Genomic DNA, 18,839 nt, shown 5'->3' on the forward strand with positions numbered 1-18,839 from the left:
ATTTTCTTCGCGCGGTCTTCTTCCAGGCGGGCGGAGCCGGGGGCCGGGTCTCCTCGGCGCCCCGCACTGGAGCAAGCTGATCGGCATGCACGCACCACCCGAGCTCACCCACTGGGACAGCGCCTTCGTCAACTTCCGCCACTTCGACTTCCCGGGCAGCCACGACCATGGGTACCGCTGGGTCGACGTCAAGCGCTTCCGCCTGCCGGCCGGTCCCTGTGAGGACCGCGACCTGCTCGCCGCCCTGATCGCGCACCCCCAGTTCCGGGACACCTACGACGGGGCCGACCTCTGGGACGAGCCGCGCCATGGACAGTGGTGGTCGCACCGGATCACGCCGGACGCGTACGAGGCCGTCGACGAGGCCACCGCGACGGCCACCGTCCGGGTCTGGGCCACGTCCGGAGCCGGCGTTCCCGCCGCCCTGGACGCAAGGCTGCGGGAGGTGGCCTACGAGCCGATCCGGGACGCGACGAGCCGCTACGCGCTGGGTGCCCTTCCGGAGGACGCGCGCCACGACTACGGCCCCATCCACATCGAGTTCCATGAACTGGTCCTCGTCGACCGCGGCTCGGGCGTCCTCTCCCTGCTGGTGGCGGCCGACGACTGACGAGCACCGCGAACAGCCCGGACGCGGAAGGAACGACGACGCCCCCTGTCCCATGCGGGACAGGGGGCGTCGTCATGCGCCGTCGGGGCCGGCTACTTCGCCGGCGCCGGCTCCGGCTCGTTCTCCGTCTCGGCCTCGCCCGCTGGGGGATCGTCGTCCGTGACCGGCGTCTTGACCGACTCCAGCAGCAGCTGGGCGACGTCGACGACCTGGATGGACTCCTTGGCCTTGCCCTCGTTCTTCTTGCCGTTCACGGAGTCCGTGAGCATGACCAGGCAGAACGGGCAGGCCGTCGAGACGATGTCCGGGTTGACCGAGAGGGCCTCGTCGACGCGCTCGTTGTTGATGCGCTTGCCGATCCGCTCCTCCATCCACATCCGCGCACCACCGGCGCCACAGCAGAAGCCGCGCTCCTTGTGGCGGTGCATCTCCTCGTTGCGGACGCCCGGGACGCTGGCGATGATCTCGCGCGGCGGCGTGTAGATCTTGTTGTGGCGGCCCAGGTAGCACGGGTCGTGGTAAGTGATGATGCCCTCGACCGGGGTGACCGGGATCAGCTTGCCCTCGTCCACCAGGTGCTGGAGCAGCTGGGTGTGGTGGATGACCTCGTAGTCGCCGCCGATCTGCGGGTACTCGTTGCCGATCGTGTTGAGGCAGTGCGGGCAGGTGGCGACGATCTTCTTCGCCGACTTCGGCTTCTTCGACTCGGGCGTGACGTTGCCGTCCTCGTCCATCTCCTCGCCGAAGGCCATGTTCAGCGCGGCCACGTTCTCCATACCGAGCTCCTGGAACAGGGGCTCGTTGCCGAGGCGGCGGGCGGAGTCACCCGTGCACTTCTCGTCGCCGCCCATGATCGCGAACTTCACGCCCGCCATGTGGAGCAGCTCGGCGAAGGCCTTGGTGGTCTTCTTGGCGCGGTCCTCCAGGGCGCCGGCGCAGCCGACCCAGTACAGGTACTCGACCTCGGTGAGGTCCTCGATGTCCTTGCCGACGACCGGCACCTCGAAGTCGACTTCCTTCAGCCACTCCAGGCGCTGCTTCTTGGCCAGGCCCCAGGGATTGCCCTTCTTCTCCAGGTTCTTGAGCATCGTGCCCGCCTCGGACGGGAACGCGGACTCGATCATGACCTGGTAGCGGCGCATGTCGACGATGTGGTCGATGTGCTCGATGTCCACCGGGCACTGCTCGACACAGGCGCCGCAGGTGGTGCAGGACCACAGGACGTCCGGGTCGATGACGCCGTTCTCCTCGACGGTCCCCATCAGCGGACGCTCGGCCTCCGCGAGGGCGGCCGCCGGGACGTCCTTGAGCTGCTCCTCGGACGCCTTCTCCTCGCCCTCCATGGTCTTGCCGCCACCGGCCAGCAGGTACGGCGCCTTGGCGTGCGCGTGGTCGCGCAGCGACATGATCAGCAGCTTCGGGGAGAGCGGCTTGCCCGTGTTCCAGGCGGGGCACTGCGACTGGCAGCGGCCGCACTCGGTGCAGGTGGAGAAGTCCAGCAAGCCCTTCCAGGAGAACTGCTCGACCTGGGAGACACCGAAGACGTCGTCGTCACCGGGGTCGGTGAAGTCGATCGGCTTGCCGCCCGAGGTCATGGGCAGCAGCGCACCCAGCGAGGTCTCACCCGTCGCGTTGCGCTTGAACCAGATGTTCGGGAAGGCCAGGAAGCGGTGCCAGGCGACGCCCATGTTGGTGTTGAGCGAGACCGTGATCATCCAGATCATGGTCGTGCTCAGCTTGATCATCGCGAACAGGTAGACCAGGTTCTGCAGCGTCGCCACGCTCAGGCCCTTGAAGGCCAGGATCAGCGGGTACGACGCGAAGTACGCCGCCTCGAAGTGGTCCACGTGGTGCAGCGCGCCCTCAAGGCCGCGCAGGACGTAGATGGCCAGACCGATGGTGAAGATGACGTACTCGACGAAGTACGCCTGGCCCATCTTCGAGCCCGCGAACCGCGACTTGCGGCCCGCCCGGGAGGGCAGGCTCAGCAGGCGGATGACCATCAGCGTGACGATGCCGACGGTGGTCATCGCGGCGATGAACTCGATGTACAGCTCGTACGGGAGGAAGCCGCCGATGACCGGCAGCGTCCAGTCGGCCTCGAAGAGCTGGCCGTACGCCGTGATGATGGTCGGCGGCAGCGTCAGGAAGCCGATGGCGACGAACCAGTGGGCGAAGCCCACGATGCCCCACCGGTTCATCCGGGTGTGGCCGAGGAACTCCCGCACCAGCGTCACACTGCGCGCGTAGGGGTTGTCGGTCCGGCTGCCGGCCGGCACCGGCTGGCCGAGCTTGAAGTACCGGACGAACTGGCCGATGGCGCGTGCGAGCAGCGCAACGCCGACCACGGTCAGGACCAGCGACACGATGATCGCGGCGAGTTGCATTTCGGGGCTCCTCGGGCCTGCGAGGGGTCTTCGAGAGGATCGTCGAGAGGTTCGGCCTCCCGAGACTACTAAGCGGTAACTTAGGTAGTCCGTTTGAGACTACCCCCATCTTCCGTCGCACTGTAGCCAGGTGCGGGGTGATCTGAATCGCTGAGGGTTGCCTTAAGATCCGATCGTGTTATTCATCTCGTAATGGGGCATACGGCACTAACCTAGCTCCGTGCTGTACGGGATCGCCGCCGCCACCACCGCCCTCCTCCTCGCCGCCTTCCTTGCGGCGCTGTTCCGGCTGCCCGCGCTGCGCCTCGGCATCATCGACCGCCGGCGGCAGCGGCCGCTGCCGTTGCTCGGCGGTGCGGGTGTCGTCCTCGCGACCTGTCTGGTCGTCGCCGGCTGGGAGTGGGCGGGGGTGGCCCCGCTGGGCCCCGAGATCAGGCGGCTGCTGATCGCCGCGGGCGCCGTCGCCCTGCTCGGGCTGGTCGCCGACGTACGGCGGGTGAAGGCGCGGTTCCTGGTCGGCGGTACGGCCGTGGCGGCGGCCTGCGTGGTGCCGTACGGCGAGACCGGCTTCCTCATGGGGGTGCCGGCCGTCGGCTGGATCGTCCTCGTCGCCGTCGGTTTCAAGGCGCTCGACCACGCGGACGCACTGGCCGGCACCGTCGGGGTGGTCACCGCCTTCGGCGTCGGTGTCCTCGCGGCGGCCGAGATGATGGACGAACTCGCCGTGCTGCTGAGTGTGCTCGCCGCCGCCCTGACCGGTTTCCTCATGCACAACTGGCCTCCCGCGCGGACCGGGCTGGGGGCGTGCGGGTCGCTGTTCGTCGGGTTCGTGCTGGCGTCGTCGGCCGTGATGACCCGTGCCGGGCACGCTCCGGCGTCGAGCGCGGGCGTCCTCTATGCGCTCAGCGCGCTCGTCACCGCCGACGTGCTCCTCGTGACGCTGTCCCGCCGGCTGGCCGGACGGCCGCTGCTGCGGGGCGGCCCCGACCATCTCGCCCACCGCCTGCGCCGGCTCGGCCTCACCCCGCAGGCGGTGACCGTCCTCCTGGGTGTCGCGGGCTTCGCCGGGGTACTCGTCGGCGTCCTCGTGCACATGGCCTGGATTCCCGTGTCCGGGGTGTACTGGGTGGGGGTGGGCGCCCTCGTCGTCGTACTCGGACTGCTGCGGATCAAGGTCTACGGACCCCGGCGTCAACCCTCTTTTCCCGTAGGGGATCCCTTTCGGACGGTTGGTCACTCCACATCTACGCAGGTCAGGGCGCAGTTGCGTGTAAGGAACGGATAAGAGTTGAGTGCGGTCGACTCAGCTCTGTTGACCGGGCGTGGGGCGTCATGCACACTTGAGTCCGTTCCACTCAAGTCAGCTGGAGGAATCAACCATGGCACGTGCGGTCGGCATCGACCTGGGCACGACTAACTCCGTCGTCAGCGTTCTGGAGGGCGGCGAGCCCACCGTCATCACCAACGCCGAGGGCGCCAGGACCACGCCTTCCGTCGTCGCCTTCGCCAAGAACGGTGAGGTGCTCGTCGGCGAGGTCGCCAAGCGTCAGGCGGTCACCAACGTCGACCGGACCATCCGGTCCGTGAAGCGTCACATGGGCACCGACTGGAAGATGGAGCTCGACGGGAAGCCCTTCAACCCGCAGCAGATCTCCGCCTTCATCCTCCAGAAGCTGAAGCGGGACGCCGAGGCCTACCTGGGCGAGAAGGTGACCGACGCGGTCATCACCGTCCCGGCCTACTTCAACGACTCCGAGCGTCAGGCGACGAAGGAGGCCGGCGAGATCGCCGGTCTGAACGTCCTGCGTATCGTCAACGAGCCGACCGCGGCCGCGCTCGCGTACGGCCTCGACAAGGACGACCAGACGATCCTCGTCTTCGACCTCGGTGGCGGCACCTTCGACGTGTCCCTCCTGGAGATCGGCGACGGCGTCGTCGAGGTGAAGGCCACCAACGGTGACAACCACCTCGGTGGTGACGACTGGGACCAGCGCGTCGTCGACTACCTGGTGCAGCAGTTCAAGTCCGGTCACGGCGTGGACCTCGCCAAGGACAAGATGGCCCTGCAGCGCCTCCGCGAGGCCGCCGAGAAGGCCAAGATCGAGCTGTCCTCCTCCACCGAGACCTCGATCAACCTGCCCTACATCACCGCCTCCGCCGAGGGCCCGCTGCACCTGGACGAGAAGCTCACCCGGGCTCAGTTCCAGCAGCTGACGGCCGATCTGCTGGAGCGCTGCAAGACCCCGTTCTTCAACGTCATGAAGGACGCCGGCGTCTCCATCAACGAGATCGACCACGTCGTCCTCGTCGGTGGCTCCACCCGTATGCCCGCCGTCGCCGAGCTCGTCAAGGAGCTGACCGGCGGCAAGGAGGCCAACAAGGGTGTGAACCCGGACGAGGTCGTCGCCATCGGCGCCTCGCTCCAGGCCGGTGTCCTCAAGGGTGAGGTCAAGGACGTCCTGCTCCTCGACGTGACCCCGCTGTCCCTCGGTATCGAGACCAAGGGCGGCATCATGACCAAGCTCATCGAGCGCAACACCACGATCCCGACGAAGCGCTCCGAGATCTTCACGACGGCCGAGGACAACCAGCCGTCCGTGCAGATCCAGGTCTACCAGGGCGAGCGCGAGATCGCGGCGTACAACAAGAAGCTCGGCATGTTCGAGCTGACCGGTCTGCCGCCGGCGCCGCGTGGCGTCCCGCAGATCGAGGTGTCCTTCGACATCGACGCCAACGGCATCATGCACGTGACCGCCAAGGACCTGGGCACGGGCAAGGAGCAGAAGATGACCGTCACCGGCGGCTCCTCGCTGCCGAAGGACGAGGTCGACCGCATGCGCCAGGAGGCCGAGCAGTACGCGGAGGAGGACCACCGCCGCCGCGAGGCCGCCGAGACCCGCAACCAGGGCGAGCAGCTCGTCTACCAGACGGAGAAGTTCCTCAAGGACAACGAGGACAAGGTCCCCGGCGAGGTCAAGACCGAGGTCGAGGCCGCCGTCGAGGAGCTGAAGACCGCGCTCAAGGGCGAGGACACCGCCGAGATCCGCACGGCCACCGAGAAGGTCGCCGCGGTCTCGCAGAAGGTGGGCCAGGCCATGTACGCGGACGCCCAGGCCGGACAGGCCACGGGCGGTCCGGAGGGCGCCACCCAGGGCGGCAAGGCCGCTGCTGACGACGACGTCGTCGACGCCGAGATCGTGGACGACGAGCGCAAGGACGGTGTCGCGTAATGACGGAGGAGACCCCGGGCTTCGAAGAGAAGCCCGACGTCCCCTCCGGCGCGACCCCCGACGACGCCGAGTCGAAGGCCGCACCCTCGTCGAACAGCGAGGGGGCGGCCCCGGCCGGGGACGTATCAGCAGCAGACGCCGGTCTGGTGGCCCAGCTGGACCAGGTGCGTACGGCGCTCGGTGAGCGCACGGCGGACCTCCAGCGGCTCCAGGCCGAGTACCAGAACTACCGCCGCCGCGTCGAGCGCGACCGGATCGCGGTCAAGGAGATCGCCATCGCGAACCTCCTGACCGAGCTCCTGCCCGTGCTCGACGACATCGGCCGCGCGCGGGAGCACGGCGAACTCGTCGGCGGGTTCAAGTCGGTGGCGGAGTCCTTGGAGACCGTGGCCGCCAAGATGGGCCTGCAGCAGTTCGGCAAGGAGGGCGAGCCCTTCGACCCGACGATCCACGAGGCGCTCATGCATTCCTACGCGCCGGACGTCACCGAGACGACCTGCGTCGCGATCCTCCAGCCGGGGTATCGCATCGGCGAGCGCACCATCCGCCCCGCGCGGGTGGCCGTCGCCGAGCCCCAGCCGGGCGCGCAGACCGTCAAGGCCGAGGGGTCCGACGAGCAGGCCGCGGCGGCCGACGACAAGGAGAGCGGTGGCCCGGACGAGGGCTGAGCTTGAAACAACGAGGAACCACGGGAAGGGGGTACGTCGAGGATGAGCACCAAGGACTTCATCGAGAAGGACTACTACAAGGTCCTCGGCGTCCCCAAGGACGCCACCGAGGCCGAGATCAAGAAGGCGTACCGGAAGCTCGCCCGCGAGTACCACCCGGACGCCAACAAGGGCAACGTCAAGGCGGAGGAGCGGTTCAAGGAGATCTCCGAGGCGAACGACGTCCTCGGTGACCCCAAGAAGCGCAAGGAGTACGACGAGGCCCGCGCCCTCTTCGGCAACGGCGGCTTCCGCCCGGGGCCCGGCGGCACGGGCGGCTCCTTCAACTTCGACCTGGGCGACCTCTTCGGAGGCGGCGCCCAGGGCCAAGGGGGAGCCGGCGGCTTCGGCGGCGGACTCGGTGACGTCTTCGGGGGCCTGTTCAACCGCGGCGGTACGGGCACCACCCGTACCCAGCCCCGGCGCGGCCAGGACATCGACACCGAGGTCACCCTCAGCTTCACCGAGGCGATCGAGGGCGCGACGGTCCCGCTGCGCATGTCCTCGCAGTCCCCGTGCAAGGCCTGCGCGGGCACCGGCGACAAGAACGGCACGCCCCGGGTGTGCCCGACCTGTGTCGGCACCGGCCAGGTGGCCCGGGGCTCCGGTGGCGGGTTCTCCCTCACCGACCCCTGCCCGGACTGCAAGGGGCGCGGCCTGATCGCCGAGCACCCCTGCCTGGATTGCAAGGGCAGCGGCCGGGCCAAGTCGTCCCGCACCATGCAGGTCCGCATCCCGGCCGGGGTGTCCGACGGCCAGCGCATCCGCCTGCGCGGCAAAGGGGCGCCCGGCGAGCGTGGCGGCCCGGCGGGCGACCTGTACGTCACCGTGCACGTCGACGCCCACCCCGTGTTCGGCCGCAAGGGCGACAACCTCACGGTGACCGTCCCCGTGACCTTCACGGAGGCGGCCCTCGGAGGCGAGGTCAGGGTCCCCACCCTGGGCGGACCGCCGGTCACCCTGAAACTGCCGCCCGGCACGCCCAACGGCCGCACCATGCGGGCCAGGGGCAAGGGCGCGGTCCGCAAGGACGGCACCCGCGGGGACCTGCTGGTCACCGTCGAGGTGAGTGTCCCGAAGGACCTTTCGGGGAAGGCTCGTGACGCGCTCGAGGCGTATCGCGAGGCGACCGCGGGGGAGGACCCGCGGGCGGAGCTGTTCCAGGCCGCGAAGGGAGCTTGATCGAGATGGACGGCCGTCGACGCAACCCGTATGAACTGACCGAGGAGACCCCGGTCTACGTCATCTCGGTGGCGGCCCAGCTCTCCGGCCTGCACCCGCAGACGCTGCGCCAGTACGACCGTCTGGGCCTGGTGTCTCCGGACCGCACGGCCGGCCGCGGCCGCCGCTACTCGGCCCGCGACATCGAACTGCTGCGCACCGTCCAGCAGTTGTCGCAGGACGAGGGCATCAACCTGGCCGGTATCAAGCGCATCATCGAACTGGAGAACCAGGTCGCCGCGCTGCAGTCCCGGGTCGCCGAACTCCAGGCGGCCCTCGACGGCGCCGCGGCGGCGATGCAGCAGCGCGAGGCGGCGGTGCACGCGTCGTACCGCCGGGATCTGGTGCCGTATCAGGAAGTGCAGCAGACCAGCGCGTTGGTGGTGTGGCGGCCGAAGAAGGCCAAGGACTGACAGGCAGGCGCATGAGCGAAGGGGCCCGGAGGATTCTCCGGGCCCCTTTCGCATGGTCCCTCAGACCAGGTCCGGCCGGATCACCCACGGGTGGGCGGCCGCGGTCTCGGTGCCGTCGGCGAGGACACCGACGACCCGGTAGTAGGAGACCGAGCCGAGCGGCTGCGTCCGGTCGGTGAAGGAGTAGTTCTCGGTGCCCGCCACCGCCGCCACGCTGCCCACCGGCTCGTAGGCCTGCGTCGCGGTGTTCCAGCGGCTCACCCGGTACTCGGTGATGGTGTCGCAGATGTCGCCGTAGCACGCCCAGCGGGCGGGGTTGACCTGCTCGGACACGGTCCAGCCGCCGCCGGCGGTCACCGGGCCGGTGTCCTTGCCGATGGGTTCGCCCGGGACGATGTCCAGCTCCGTCGCGGTGACGGTGGGGATGGACGGGTCGAGGAGGGAGAGCGTGTTGCCCCAGACGTCCGTGGCGATCACCGTGTACACGTAGGTCTCGCCGTCCGGGATGTCGATGCACATCATGGCCAGCGGGTCGTCGCCCTTGTCCGCGCAGTGCGCCAGCTCACCGATCCACTTGACCGACCCGTCGCTCTGCCGCACCCCGCGGATCGCGCGGTAGGAGGCGATGTCGTCGTCGGCCGGCGGGTCCCAGCGCAGGACGGTCCCGTCGGCGCGGGGCGTCGCGGTGAGACCGGTGAGGGGCCGCGGCGGGTAGGGGTCCTCGGTGGTCACGGTGACCGTCTTGGAGACCGCCGACTCGTTGCCCGCGCCGTCGATGAGGGTGACGCCGTAGGTGTAGGTCGTGTCGAGCTCGAAGCTCTCGTCGGAGCAGTAGAGCGAGTAGGTCTGCAGGTCGGTCTGGAGCGTCTGGTTCTCCTCCGCGCAGGTGACCCGCACCGGGTCGGCGCCGAGGGCGGTGCCCTTCGAACGGACCACGCTGAAGTGCGCGCCATTGGCCAGCTCGTCCTGCGTGGGGTTCTGCGGCGCGCTCCACCACAGACGCGTGGCGCCGGACTCGGCCTTCACCACCAGGCCCTGGGGCGCCGCCGGGGCCGTCCGGTCGACGCCGTCGGAGGTGATGGACGCCGAGTACGCGCCCGTGTTCCCGGCCGTGTCGTGGGCGCGCACCACATAGGTGCGCTGCGTCTCCCGGTCGCCCACGCCGTGGACGTACGACGTGTCCGTGAGCTTCTTGACGAGGGTGTACCCGCCGGTGGCCGGGTCCTTCTCGTACAGCTCGTAACCGGCCGCGTCGGCCACCGGGTCCCAGCCGAGCACCATCCCGTGCAGGTCGCCGTGCGCGGTGAGCCCCGTCGGCGCGGCCGGGCCCGTGCGGTCCGGGGTGACGACGGCGAGGTCGGCGGTGCCCGTCGACTCGTTGCCGGCCTTGTCGTGGGCGCGTACCTCGTAGTAGTACGTCTCGCCGGTCGCCGGCGGGGTGTCGGTGTAGGCCGTGGAGGTGGTCGTCGCGAGCGGGGTGCTGCCGAACGCCGTGCCCTTCAGACGGCGGAAGACGCGGTACCCGGCGAGGTCCATCTCCTTGTTCTTCGCCCAGGTGAGCTTCGCCTTGCCGGTGGTGGTGTCGTACGAGACCGCCGCGGCCGTGGGGGTGAGGGGCTTGACCTTGTCGACGGTGGCGGAAGTCCTCGGCGCGTAGGCGAACTTGACGCGGGCGCTGCCGGTCCAGTTGACGTAGTCGACGCGGAGGGTGTGGTTGCCGGAGGGGATGGTGACGTTGACCGTCTTGGCGACGGTGGTGGAGGTGTTCTTCCAGAGGTCGATCTTGCGGACGCCGTCGAGGTAGACGCGGATGCCGTCGAGTCCGGAGGCGGTGAGGGAGAACGGGCCGCCGGAGCCGAAGTCGCGCGTCACGCTCCACCGCACGCCGAAGTTGTTGCTCGGCAGTCCGGAGGCGGGGGCGCCCGTGCCCCAGTTCTGGTCGATGACGCCGTCGCAGTCGGTCTTCTTCGGCGTGCCCGAGAAGGTGGTGTTCGCGAAGAACTGCCGCTTGAAGACCGGCGATGTGCAGGTCGTGGCGGCGGACGCGGGCACCGTGGCGAGCAGGGTGCCCGCGGTGGCGAGGACCACGGCGGGTGCCGTGGCCCGTACGACACGGGTCGTTCGCTTGTTCATGCTCAGGCTCCGCTCGGCGCGACCACGACGGGGGCGAGACCGGAGTAGGCCTCCGAACCGTCCGCGGCGACGAACGAGATGACGTAGTAGCTGGTGGTCCCGGCCGGCGTGGTCGGGTCCGTGTAGCCGCGGGCGTCGGTGGCCAGGGGCACGTCGGTCAGCCGAACGTACTGCTGCGTGGCGCGGTCCCAGCGGTACACGTGGATGCCGGTGATCGCGCAGCCGGAGCCGCAGCCCCACGACAGCGCCGCGTGGCCGGACTCGTCCGCCTGGGCGGTCAGGTTCGTGGCCGCGGTGTTCGGGGGCGCGTAACCGGGGGTGAGGTCGAACTCGTTGACGCTCACGTTGGCGGAGACGCTCTCCGGGTAACCCTTCAGCGTGTAGAGGGAGTTGTGGCTCGTGTCCACCGAGTCCACGAAGTAGAACCAGTTCTCGTCGTTCGGGACGTTGAGGTCGGTGAAGCGGGTCGTGCCGGGCTGGAGCGTGGCGAGATGCTCGTAGGTGGCGGTGTCGCGGAGGTCGGTCGCCCGGAAGACCCTGTACGACTCGAGGTCCGGGGCGGGGTTCTCGTCCCACTCCAGGACCGTGCCGTACTCCGTGCTCTTGTGGGTCAGGCCGGTGACGGCGGGCGGCGGGGTGGTGTCCCGCAGGCCCGCGTGGACCGTTCGTGAGGGAGCCGACTCCCGGCCCGCGCTGTCGACGCTGGTGACGTAGTAGCCGTACCCCGTGTGCCGCTCGGCGGAGAAGTCGGTGCAGCCGTACTCCGGGTAGTAGTCGGCCTCGTTGCCCACCCGGTACGACTCGCAGGTGACCTGCGCGGGGACGGCGTTCGGGTCGGACAGGTCCCAGCGGTAGACGCGGAACGTCGTCGGCGCGGCCTTCGATGTCGTCCAGCGCACCTCGATCCCGGTCTCCGCGTCGTTCGTGCGCGGGGTGTCCATGGAGGGCACGGCCAGCGGCCGGGCGAAGGCGAGGACCTGCGAGGTGGCGGTGTTGCCGGCGGGGTCCTTCGCGACGACCTTGTAGTACGAGGTGTCGCCGTAGGGCGCGGTCTCGTCGGTGCGGCTCGACCCGTACGAGATGCCCAGCTTGACGAACTCCCCGTCGGCGGCGGCCGCCCGGTAGACGTCGTAGTCCACGTCGTAGGTGTCGTCCTGCCAGTCGAGTTCGACCCCGCGCACGGGGTCGTCGCTCGCGGACAGCACCGGCGTCAGCGGGGCGGTGCGGTCGACGGTGGTGACGAGCTTGTCGGCGCTGCCCGTCGACTCGTTGCCGGCCTTGTCGACGGCCCTGACCTCGTAGTAGTAGGCGGCACCGGTGGGCGCGAGCGTCTCCGTGAACGACGTCGTGGTCAGCGGGTCGAAGCTGCTGACCCTGCGGTAGTCCTCGGTCCCCTGCAGTCGCCGGTAGACGCGGTACCCGGCGAGGTCCATCTCCTTGTTCTTCGCCCAGGTCAGCTTGGCCTTGCTGGTGGCCGGGTCGTAGGTGACGGCGGCGCCCGTCGGGGCAAGGGGCTTGACGGTGTCGACGGTCGCGGAGGTGCGCGGGGTGTAGGTGAACTTGACCTTGGCGGAGCCGGTCCAGTTGACGTAGTCGACGCGGAGGGTGTGCTTGCCGGAGGGGACGGTGACGTTGACGGTCTTGGAGACGGTCGTGGAGGTGTTCTTCCACAGGTCGATCTTGCGGACGCCGTCGAGGTAGACGCGGATGCCGTCCAGGCCGGAGGCGGCGAAGGAGAACGGGCCGCCGGAGCCGAAGTCGCGCGTCACGCTCCAGCGGACGCCGAAGTTGTTCGACGGCAGGCCGGAAGCCGGGGCGGCCGTGCCCCAGTTCTGGTCGATGACGCTGTCGCAGTCGGTCTTCTTCGGCGTGCCCGAGAAGGTGGTGTTCGCGAAGAACTGCCGCTTGTAGACAGGGGAGGTGCAGGTCACGGCGGCGGAGGCCGGGGCGGCGGTGGTGAGCAGGCCGCCGGCGGTGGCGAGCACGACGGCGGTCGCGGCCGCGGCGGTCGTGCGTCTCGGTGGGTTCATTCGGTCCTCGGAGTCTGAGCAGGACAGCGGTGCGGAGGGCTGTCCTGATCACGACTCACGAAGGACGGTGTTGGTTGTACGGATCTCGCACGGGTCCGTCACCACGCCCGGGCCCGAAGGCCCCGCCAAGGACTTCGTGATCCGTGAGGGGATCACGGGGCCGAGGCGGGGCCGGGGCCCGTCGGGTCAGCCGGCCGGCGCGGTGACCGCCCAGTCCGCCGCGGGCAGGGACTCGGTGCCGTCGGCGGCCACGGCGGTCACCCAGTAGTAGGACGTGGTGCCGCGGCGGGCGCCGGTGTCCGAGTACTGGACCGCTCCGGGCGCGGCGTCGGCGATCTTCTCGTACACCGAGGTGGCCGGGTTCCAGCGGTAGACGCGGTACCCGCCCGCCTGCTCCGGCGCCGACCCGCCGAGCCCGGACCACTTGAGCAGGTTCCCCTCGTCGCCCTGCGCGCCGGTCGCGGTGAGCGTCAGCGGCGAGCCCTCCGGCGTTGCCACGCTCGGCGTCGTGTCGAGCTCGGTCGCGGTCACGACCTGGGCCTCGCCGGTCCACTTGAAGGACGAGTTCCCGGCGTCGTCGATGGCGTCGACGATGAAGCAGGACTCCTCACCGTCCGGGAGGGTGGTGTACGCGTACGAGGTGGTGTCGGGCGAGACGTGGAAGCCCGGGTAGAGGGAGCACACCTGCTCCTCCTCGTCCCCCCACAGCTCGCCCCGGCGCACCGCGTAGCTCGCCAGGTCGGCGGTCGGGTTGGCGTCCCAGCGCACCTCGAAGCCGTACTCGGTCGGCGTGACGGTCACCCCGGTGACGGCGGACGGCGGCGTGAGGTCCTGGCGCTTTCCGCTGACGGCGACGGACCGGGCGGACTCGTTGCCCGCCGCGTCGAGGGCGGTCACCCGGTAGTGGTAGGTGGTCTCCTCGACGGCCGAGGCGTCGACGTACGAGAGACCGCTCGTGGTCCCGACCCGGGTGTAGGTCCCGTCCGCACTCGCCGCCCGGTACACCCGGTACGACGCCGCTCCCTCGACCGCACTCCAACCGACTGTCAGCCCCTCCGGCTCGGAGGCGGTGCTCAGCCCGGTGGGCACGGCGGGCGCGGTCCGGTCGACGGTGGTGACGCCCAGATCGGCGGTACCGGCGGACTCGTTGCCTGCCTTGTCGTAGGCGCGTATCTCGTAGAAGTACGCGTCTCCGGTCACCGGCAGGGTCGCGTCGGTGTACGACGTCGAAGTCGTCGTCGCGAGGGGCGCGCTGCCGAACGACGTGCCCTTGAGGCGCCGGTACACCCGGTATCCGGCGAGGTCCATCTCCCTGTTCTTCGCCCAGGTGAGCTTCGCCTTGCCGGTGGCGGAGTCGTACGACACCGAGGTTCCGCTCGGGGGAGGGGCTTGACGGTGTCGACGGATGCCGAAGTGCGGGGCGCGTAAGCGAACTTGACGTTCGCCGTGCCGGTCCAGTTGACGAAGTCGATGCGCAGGGTGTGCTTGCCGGACGGGACGGTGACGTTGACCGTCTTGGACACCGTGGACGACACGTTCTTCCACAGGTCGATCTTGCGTACGCCGTCGAGGTAGACGCGGATGCCGTCCTGGGCGGAGGCGGCGAGGGAGAACGGGCCGCCGGAGCCGAAGTCGCGCGTGACGGTCCAGCGGACGCCGAAGGAGTTGGAGGGCAGTCCGGTGGCCGGGGCGCCGGTGCCCCAGTTCTCGCTGATCGCGCTGTCGCAGTCGGTCTTCTTCGGCGTCCCCGAGAAGGTGGTGTTCGCGAAGAACTGCCGCTTGAACACCGGGGAGGTGCAGCTGACCGCGGCGGAGGCGGACGTGGCGGTCGCGGTGAGCAGGCCGCCGGCGGTGGCGAGCACGACGGCGGCCGCGGCCGCGGTGGTCGTACGTCTGGCTGGGTTCATGGATCCTCGGTCGTGATCGTCGTTGGCCGGGGAAGGGCCGGCGACGATCACGACTCCTGGAGGGGGCCATGGGTTGTACGGTCCGCTGTGACTGCCGGGCGGACCGTCAGGCGTCCTCGCCATGCGACGTGGGCGCGGAGCCGACTTCTCACCCCTCGGATGCCTAAGGGGTGCTCACCGGCTCCGTGACGGTGACGTACGAGAAGTCCTCGCCGCTGGTGAAGCGGGAGTTGCCGGCGCGGTCGACGGCGACCACGGCATAGCGGGCCGTCTCGCCCTGGGGCTCGTACAGCTCCTGGGAGTAGAAGAGCGTCGTCCCGTCCCCCCACCACGGGAGGACCTCGTCCCACTTCTCGTACTGCCAGACCCCGTCGACCAGCACACCCCGGTAGACGTCGTAATGATCGACGTCCTCCTCGGTGTTGCGCTGCCACCGCAGCTCGATGTCGGTGCCGTTCATGGCGCCGGTCAGCCCGGTCACGGCCGCGGGGGCGAGTCCGGCGGCCGGGGCGGTGCCGGTGACGGGCGCCGACGGGGCGGACTCCTGGTCCTGGGTGTCCACGGCGGTCACCGTGTACGTGTACGAGGTGCTCTGCCGGACGCCGGTGTCGGTGTAGGAGGTCCGCGTGGCGCCCACCTCGTCGATGAGGCGGCCGTCCCGGTAGATCCGGTAGGAAGACAGGTCGCGCGTGATCGGCGAGGTGGGTGCCTGCCATGCCAGTGCGATGCCACTGCCGGACTGCGGTACGGCCGTCAGACCGGTCGGCGCCGAGGGCGCCCAGTCGCCGCGCCCGACGAAGGTGGGCGCCGACTTGGCGGACTTGTTGCCGACGGCGTCCACCGCGGTGACCCAGTAGCTGTACATCAGGCGGTCCTCGACCTTGGTGTCCAGCCAGGACGTGGCCGTCACCTTCGCCACCTGCACGACGGGGTTGTCGCCGCCGTCGTCCTCCCAGCGCCGGTGTACGAGGTACGCCGTCGCCCCCGGCACCGCGCGCCAGGCCACCGTGACGCCCGGTTGGCCGTCGGTGACCGTGACCCCGGAGGGAACGGCAGGCGCTGTCCTGTCCGGCGTCGTGACCGGACGGTCGGCGCTGCCTGCCGACTCGTTGCCCGCCCTGTCGTAGGCCCGCACCTCGTAGTAGTACGTCTCCCCGGTCGCCGGCGGGGCGTCCGTGTACGAGGTCGCCGTCGTCGAGGTCAGCTTCTTCCAGCTGCCGCTGCCCTGGAGGCGCCGGTAGACGCGGTACCCGGCGAGGTCCATCTCCTTGTTCTTCGCCCAGGTGAGTTTCGCCTTGCCGGTGGCGGAGTCGTACGACACCGAAGTGCCGGTCGGGGCAAAGGGCTTGACCGTGTCGACGGTCGCTGAGGTGCGCGGTGCGTAGGTGAACCGGACGTTCGCCGCCCCCGTCCAGTTGACGTGGTCGACGCGCAGGGTGTGCTTGCCGGAGGGCATGGCGACGTTGACCGTCTTGGACGCCGTGGACGACACGTTCTTCCACAGGTCGATCTTGCGGACGCCGTCCACGTACACACGGATGCCGTCCTGGGCGGCGGCCGTCAGCGCGAAGGGGCCGCCGGAACCGAAGTCCCTCGTCACGGTCCAGCGGACGGAGAAGTTGTTCGACGGCAAGCCGGACGCCGGGGCGCCCGTGCCCCAGTTCTCGCTGATCGTGGTGTCGCAGTCGGTCTTCTTCGGTGTGCCCGAAAAGGAGGTGTTCGCGAAGAACTGCCGCTTGTACACCGGCGACGTGCAGGTCACGGCGGCGGACGCGGGTGTCGTCGTGAGCAGGGTGCCCGCGGTGGCGAGCACGACCGTCGCCGCGGTCGCGGCGGTCGTGCGTCTGGCTGGGTTCATTCGATCCTCTGGTCGAGTGGGGGACGGTGGAGCGAGGGCTGTCGTGATCACGACTCGTGGGGATTGGGCTTGGTTGTACGGATCTTGGTCGACTGTTCGATCAAGGTTCGGTGGAGGGGGTGTAATGGGCGTTTGGAGGGGGTCCGTCATGTCTTCACATGCGGAGCGGAGCGTGGCGTTGCGCACTCGTTAAGTAGTTCGGCTTGACGCTGGGGGCGGTCGGCGCGTTGGCTTTTCAGTCATCTGGGCGCAATGGCGCGCCCGTGTCCCGATGGCACCAGAAGTGAGCTCCTCATATGCGTCCCATGCGCCCCACGCGTCGTATCGTCACCGCCGTGGCCGCCGCGTCCACGATGACCCTTTCGCTCGCCGCGTGCGGGGCACTGGGCGTCAGTGGGGACAGCAGTGAGGCGAGCCCGACCAAGGGCAACGACATCACGGTGGGGCTGCTGCTGCCGGAGACGGCGAACACGCGCTACGACAAGTTCGACTACCCCATCATCCGGAACAAGGTCCTCGAGCTCACCGACAAGCAGGGCAAGGTCGAGTACCTGAACGCCGACGCGGACGCGGCCAAGCAGGCGACCCAGCTGCAGCAGATGATCGACGACCAGGTCGACGTGATCCTGCTGGACGCCGTCGACTCGCACGCCATCGCCGACGGAGTGCAGAAGGCCAAGGACGCCGGGATCCCGGTCATCGCGTACGACCGCCTGGCCGAGGGGCCGATCGACGCCTACGTCTCCTTCGACAACGAACTGGTCGGCGAGGTCCAGGCGCGCAGCCTCCTGGAGGCGATGGCCCCCGTCGACTCCTCCGACAAGATCGTCATGATGAACGGCTCGCCCACCGACCCGAACGCCAAGCAGTTCAAGGCGGGCGCCCTCTCCGAGCTCAACGGCGCGGTGGACATCGCCAAGTCGTACGACACCAAGGACTGGAAGCCGGAGAACGCCCAGGCCAACATGGCCCAGGCGATCCAGTCGATCGGCGTGAACAACATCAAGGGCGTCTACGCCGCCAACGACGGCATGGCCGGCGGTGTCATCAAGGCCCTGGAGGCCGCGGGCGTGACCAACCTGCCGCCGATCACCGGGCAGGACGCCGAACTGGACGCCGTGCAGCGGATCGTGAGCGGCGAGCAGTACATGAGCGTGTACAAGTCGTACCCGCAGGAGGCCGAGAGCGCCGCGCAGATGGCCGTGGCCAAGGTCCAGGGCAAGGACATCCAGTTCGACTCCCTCACCCAGGACCAGGTCGACAGCCCGACCGACAAGGACATCCCGGCGCTGCTGGTGCCCGTGGTCGCCCTGACCCAGAAGAACATCAAGAAGACCGTCGTCGCGGACGGGATCCACGAGCTGTCCGACATCTGCTCGGCCAAGTACAAGGCCGCCTGCCAGGAGATCGGGCTCGGCAAGTAAGGGCTCGGCAAGCAACGGCTCAGCAGGCAGGGCCCGCCGGTCTCCCGGCGGGCCACGGCCCGTTCAGGCCACCCTCGTGAACTCCACCGTCACCTCCGGCGGCCCGCCCGGCACACCGCGGTAGATGCCCTTGTGCGGGGTGACGTCGTCGTAGTCCCGTCCCCGCCCGACCACGACATGGGACTCGTCGGCCCGGGTCCGGTTGGTCGGGTCGTAGCCGCACCAGTCGCCCGCCCAGTACTCGACCCAGGCGTGGGACTGGCCCGCGACCGGCCGGTGCAGCTCCGCCTCGCGCTCGGGGTGGAGGTAGCCGGAGACGTACCGGGTCGGCAGCCCCAGGCCCCGCAGCAGGGCGATGGTGACGTGGGCGATGTCCTGGCAGACGCCGGCGCCCTGGTCCCAGGCCTCGGCGGCGGAGGTGTTCACGCCCGTGGTGCCGGGCAGGTAGGAGACCCGGTCGGCGACCAGGGCGGACACGGCGATCGCCGTCCCGTGCGGGTCGAGGCCGGCCGCCGCCTCCCGTGCCTTCTCGACCAGCTCGGCCGGGACGGTCGTACGGACTGTGGGGCCCAGGTACTCCAACAGCCGTGAACCGGCGGTCCGTTCGGCCAGCTCCTGCCACGTGGGCGCCTGCGGCAGGGTGCCCGCCGGGTGCGTCTCGACGAGGCTGGAGGCCGTGATGGTGAGGTGGCCGTGCGGGTCCATGAGGTCGAAGCCGGTGACCTGGGTGCCCCAGTAGTCCCAGTACGACCAGGTGGGGGTCGACGGGTTGACGGTGACCCGGGCGTCCAGGGTGGTCTGGCTCGGCAGGGTCAGCGGGGTCATGCGGACCTCGTTGTGCGAGGAGGCGGCCGGCTGGGCGTACGAGACCTTCGTGATGTGTTTGATACGGAGACGGCGGGACGCTGCGGTGGTCATG

General features: G+C 69.5%; 12 protein-coding genes and 1 pseudogene. 7 read left to right on the top strand and 6 right to left on the bottom strand.

Annotated elements, in window-relative coordinates; genetic code table 11:
* The first annotated feature begins 85 nt into the window (after positions 1–85).
* Positions 86–610, top strand: a complete 525-nt coding sequence (locus ACQEV2_RS22585) for a hypothetical protein (protein ID WP_433044351.1) — start codon at positions 86–88, stop codon at positions 608–610.
* A 92-nt stretch (positions 611–702) separates the two neighbouring features.
* Here the strand turns inward: ACQEV2_RS22585 and ACQEV2_RS22590 are convergent, their stop codons facing one another.
* Positions 703–2,997, bottom strand: a complete 2,295-nt coding sequence (locus tag ACQEV2_RS22590) for a heterodisulfide reductase-related iron-sulfur binding cluster (RefSeq protein WP_433044354.1) — start codon at positions 2,995–2,997, stop codon at positions 703–705.
* Positions 2,998–3,217: 220 nt separating this feature from the next.
* Between ACQEV2_RS22590 and ACQEV2_RS22595 the strand changes: the two genes are divergently transcribed.
* The 5 genes from ACQEV2_RS22595 to ACQEV2_RS22615 all read left to right on the top strand — a co-directional run bounded on the left by ACQEV2_RS22595 (position 3,218) and on the right by ACQEV2_RS22615 (position 8,568).
* Positions 3,218–4,282 (top strand): MraY family glycosyltransferase, encoded by a 1,065-nt coding sequence (locus ACQEV2_RS22595; protein ID WP_433044357.1) that lies wholly within the window; start codon positions 3,218–3,220, stop codon positions 4,280–4,282.
* A 94-nt stretch (positions 4,283–4,376) separates the two neighbouring features.
* Positions 4,377–6,227: a molecular chaperone DnaK gene (gene dnaK, locus ACQEV2_RS22600; RefSeq protein WP_433044360.1), complete on the top strand. Its 1,851-nt coding sequence runs from the start codon at positions 4,377–4,379 to the stop codon at positions 6,225–6,227.
* Positions 6,227–6,895 carry a nucleotide exchange factor GrpE gene (gene grpE, locus ACQEV2_RS22605; protein ID WP_433044363.1) on the top strand — a complete coding sequence of 223 codons (669 nt, stop codon included), beginning with the start codon at positions 6,227–6,229 and terminating at the stop codon, positions 6,893–6,895. The genes dnaK and grpE overlap by 1 nt, the downstream gene beginning before the upstream one ends.
* A gap of 42 nt (positions 6,896–6,937) precedes the next feature.
* Entirely contained in the window at positions 6,938–8,116 is a 1,179-nt protein-coding gene (gene dnaJ / locus ACQEV2_RS22610; protein WP_433044366.1) for a molecular chaperone DnaJ, read from the top strand.
* A 5-nt stretch (positions 8,117–8,121) separates the two neighbouring features.
* Positions 8,122–8,568, top strand: coding sequence for a heat shock protein transcriptional repressor HspR (locus tag ACQEV2_RS22615; RefSeq protein WP_003999354.1), 447 nt, complete (start codon positions 8,122–8,124; stop codon positions 8,566–8,568).
* Between the two features lie 60 nt (positions 8,569–8,628).
* On the opposite strand, the gene ACQEV2_RS22620 is transcribed toward ACQEV2_RS22615, so the two are convergent.
* The 4 genes and pseudogenes from ACQEV2_RS22620 to ACQEV2_RS22635 all read right to left on the bottom strand — a co-directional run bounded on the left by ACQEV2_RS22620 (position 8,629) and on the right by ACQEV2_RS22635 (position 16,496).
* Positions 8,629–10,701, bottom strand: coding sequence for a PA14 domain-containing protein (locus tag ACQEV2_RS22620; RefSeq protein WP_433044370.1), 2,073 nt, complete (start codon positions 10,699–10,701; stop codon positions 8,629–8,631).
* A 2-nt stretch (positions 10,702–10,703) separates the two neighbouring features.
* Positions 10,704–12,731 carry a fibronectin type III domain-containing protein gene (locus tag ACQEV2_RS22625; RefSeq protein ID WP_433044373.1) on the bottom strand — a complete coding sequence of 676 codons (2,028 nt, stop codon included), beginning with the start codon at positions 12,729–12,731 and terminating at the stop codon, positions 10,704–10,706.
* Positions 12,732–12,917: 186 nt separating this feature from the next.
* Positions 12,918–14,638, bottom strand: a pseudogene (locus ACQEV2_RS22630) (PA14 domain-containing protein).
* 163 nt (positions 14,639–14,801) lie between these two features.
* Complete coding sequence (locus tag ACQEV2_RS22635; protein ID WP_433044376.1) at positions 14,802–16,496, bottom strand: fibronectin type III domain-containing protein; 1,695 nt, start codon at positions 16,494–16,496, stop codon at positions 14,802–14,804.
* A 305-nt stretch (positions 16,497–16,801) separates the two neighbouring features.
* On the opposite strand from ACQEV2_RS22635, the gene ACQEV2_RS22640 reads away from it, so the two are divergent.
* Positions 16,802–17,920 carry a sugar ABC transporter substrate-binding protein gene (locus ACQEV2_RS22640; protein WP_433044379.1) on the top strand — a complete coding sequence of 373 codons (1,119 nt, stop codon included), beginning with the start codon at positions 16,802–16,804 and terminating at the stop codon, positions 17,918–17,920.
* 63 nt (positions 17,921–17,983) lie between these two features.
* On the opposite strand, the gene ACQEV2_RS22645 is transcribed toward ACQEV2_RS22640, so the two are convergent.
* Complete coding sequence (locus tag ACQEV2_RS22645; RefSeq protein WP_433044382.1) at positions 17,984–18,838, bottom strand: transglutaminase family protein; 855 nt, start codon at positions 18,836–18,838, stop codon at positions 17,984–17,986.
* Position 18,839 lies beyond the last annotated feature (1 nt).

The organism is Streptomyces sp. CA-251387, assembly GCF_050936625.1.
Classification (GTDB): domain Bacteria; phylum Actinomycetota; class Actinomycetes; order Streptomycetales; family Streptomycetaceae; genus Streptomyces.

Excerpts from the sequence above, each read along its gene's own strand:
- grpE (WP_433044363.1), top strand. The coding sequence starts at position 6,227 with ATGACGGAGGAGACCCCGGGCTTCGAAGAGAAGCCCGACGTCCCCTCC.
- ACQEV2_RS22635 (WP_433044376.1), bottom strand. The coding sequence starts at position 16,496 with ATGAACCCAGCCAGACGCACGACCGCCGCGACCGCGGCGACGGTCGTG.
- ACQEV2_RS22615 (WP_003999354.1), top strand. The coding sequence starts at position 8,122 with ATGGACGGCCGTCGACGCAACCCGTATGAACTGACCGAGGAGACCCCG.
- ACQEV2_RS22585 (WP_433044351.1), top strand. The coding sequence starts at position 86 with ATGCACGCACCACCCGAGCTCACCCACTGGGACAGCGCCTTCGTCAAC.
- ACQEV2_RS22620 (WP_433044370.1), bottom strand. The coding sequence starts at position 10,701 with ATGAACAAGCGAACGACCCGTGTCGTACGGGCCACGGCACCCGCCGTG.
- ACQEV2_RS22590 (WP_433044354.1), bottom strand. The coding sequence starts at position 2,997 with ATGCAACTCGCCGCGATCATCGTGTCGCTGGTCCTGACCGTGGTCGGC.
- dnaK (WP_433044360.1), top strand. The coding sequence starts at position 4,377 with ATGGCACGTGCGGTCGGCATCGACCTGGGCACGACTAACTCCGTCGTC.
- ACQEV2_RS22640 (WP_433044379.1), top strand. The coding sequence starts at position 16,802 with ATGCGCCCCACGCGTCGTATCGTCACCGCCGTGGCCGCCGCGTCCACG.
- dnaJ (WP_433044366.1), top strand. The coding sequence starts at position 6,938 with ATGAGCACCAAGGACTTCATCGAGAAGGACTACTACAAGGTCCTCGGC.
- ACQEV2_RS22645 (WP_433044382.1), bottom strand. The coding sequence starts at position 18,838 with ATGACCACCGCAGCGTCCCGCCGTCTCCGTATCAAACACATCACGAAG.
- ACQEV2_RS22625 (WP_433044373.1), bottom strand. The coding sequence starts at position 12,731 with ATGAACCCACCGAGACGCACGACCGCCGCGGCCGCGACCGCCGTCGTG.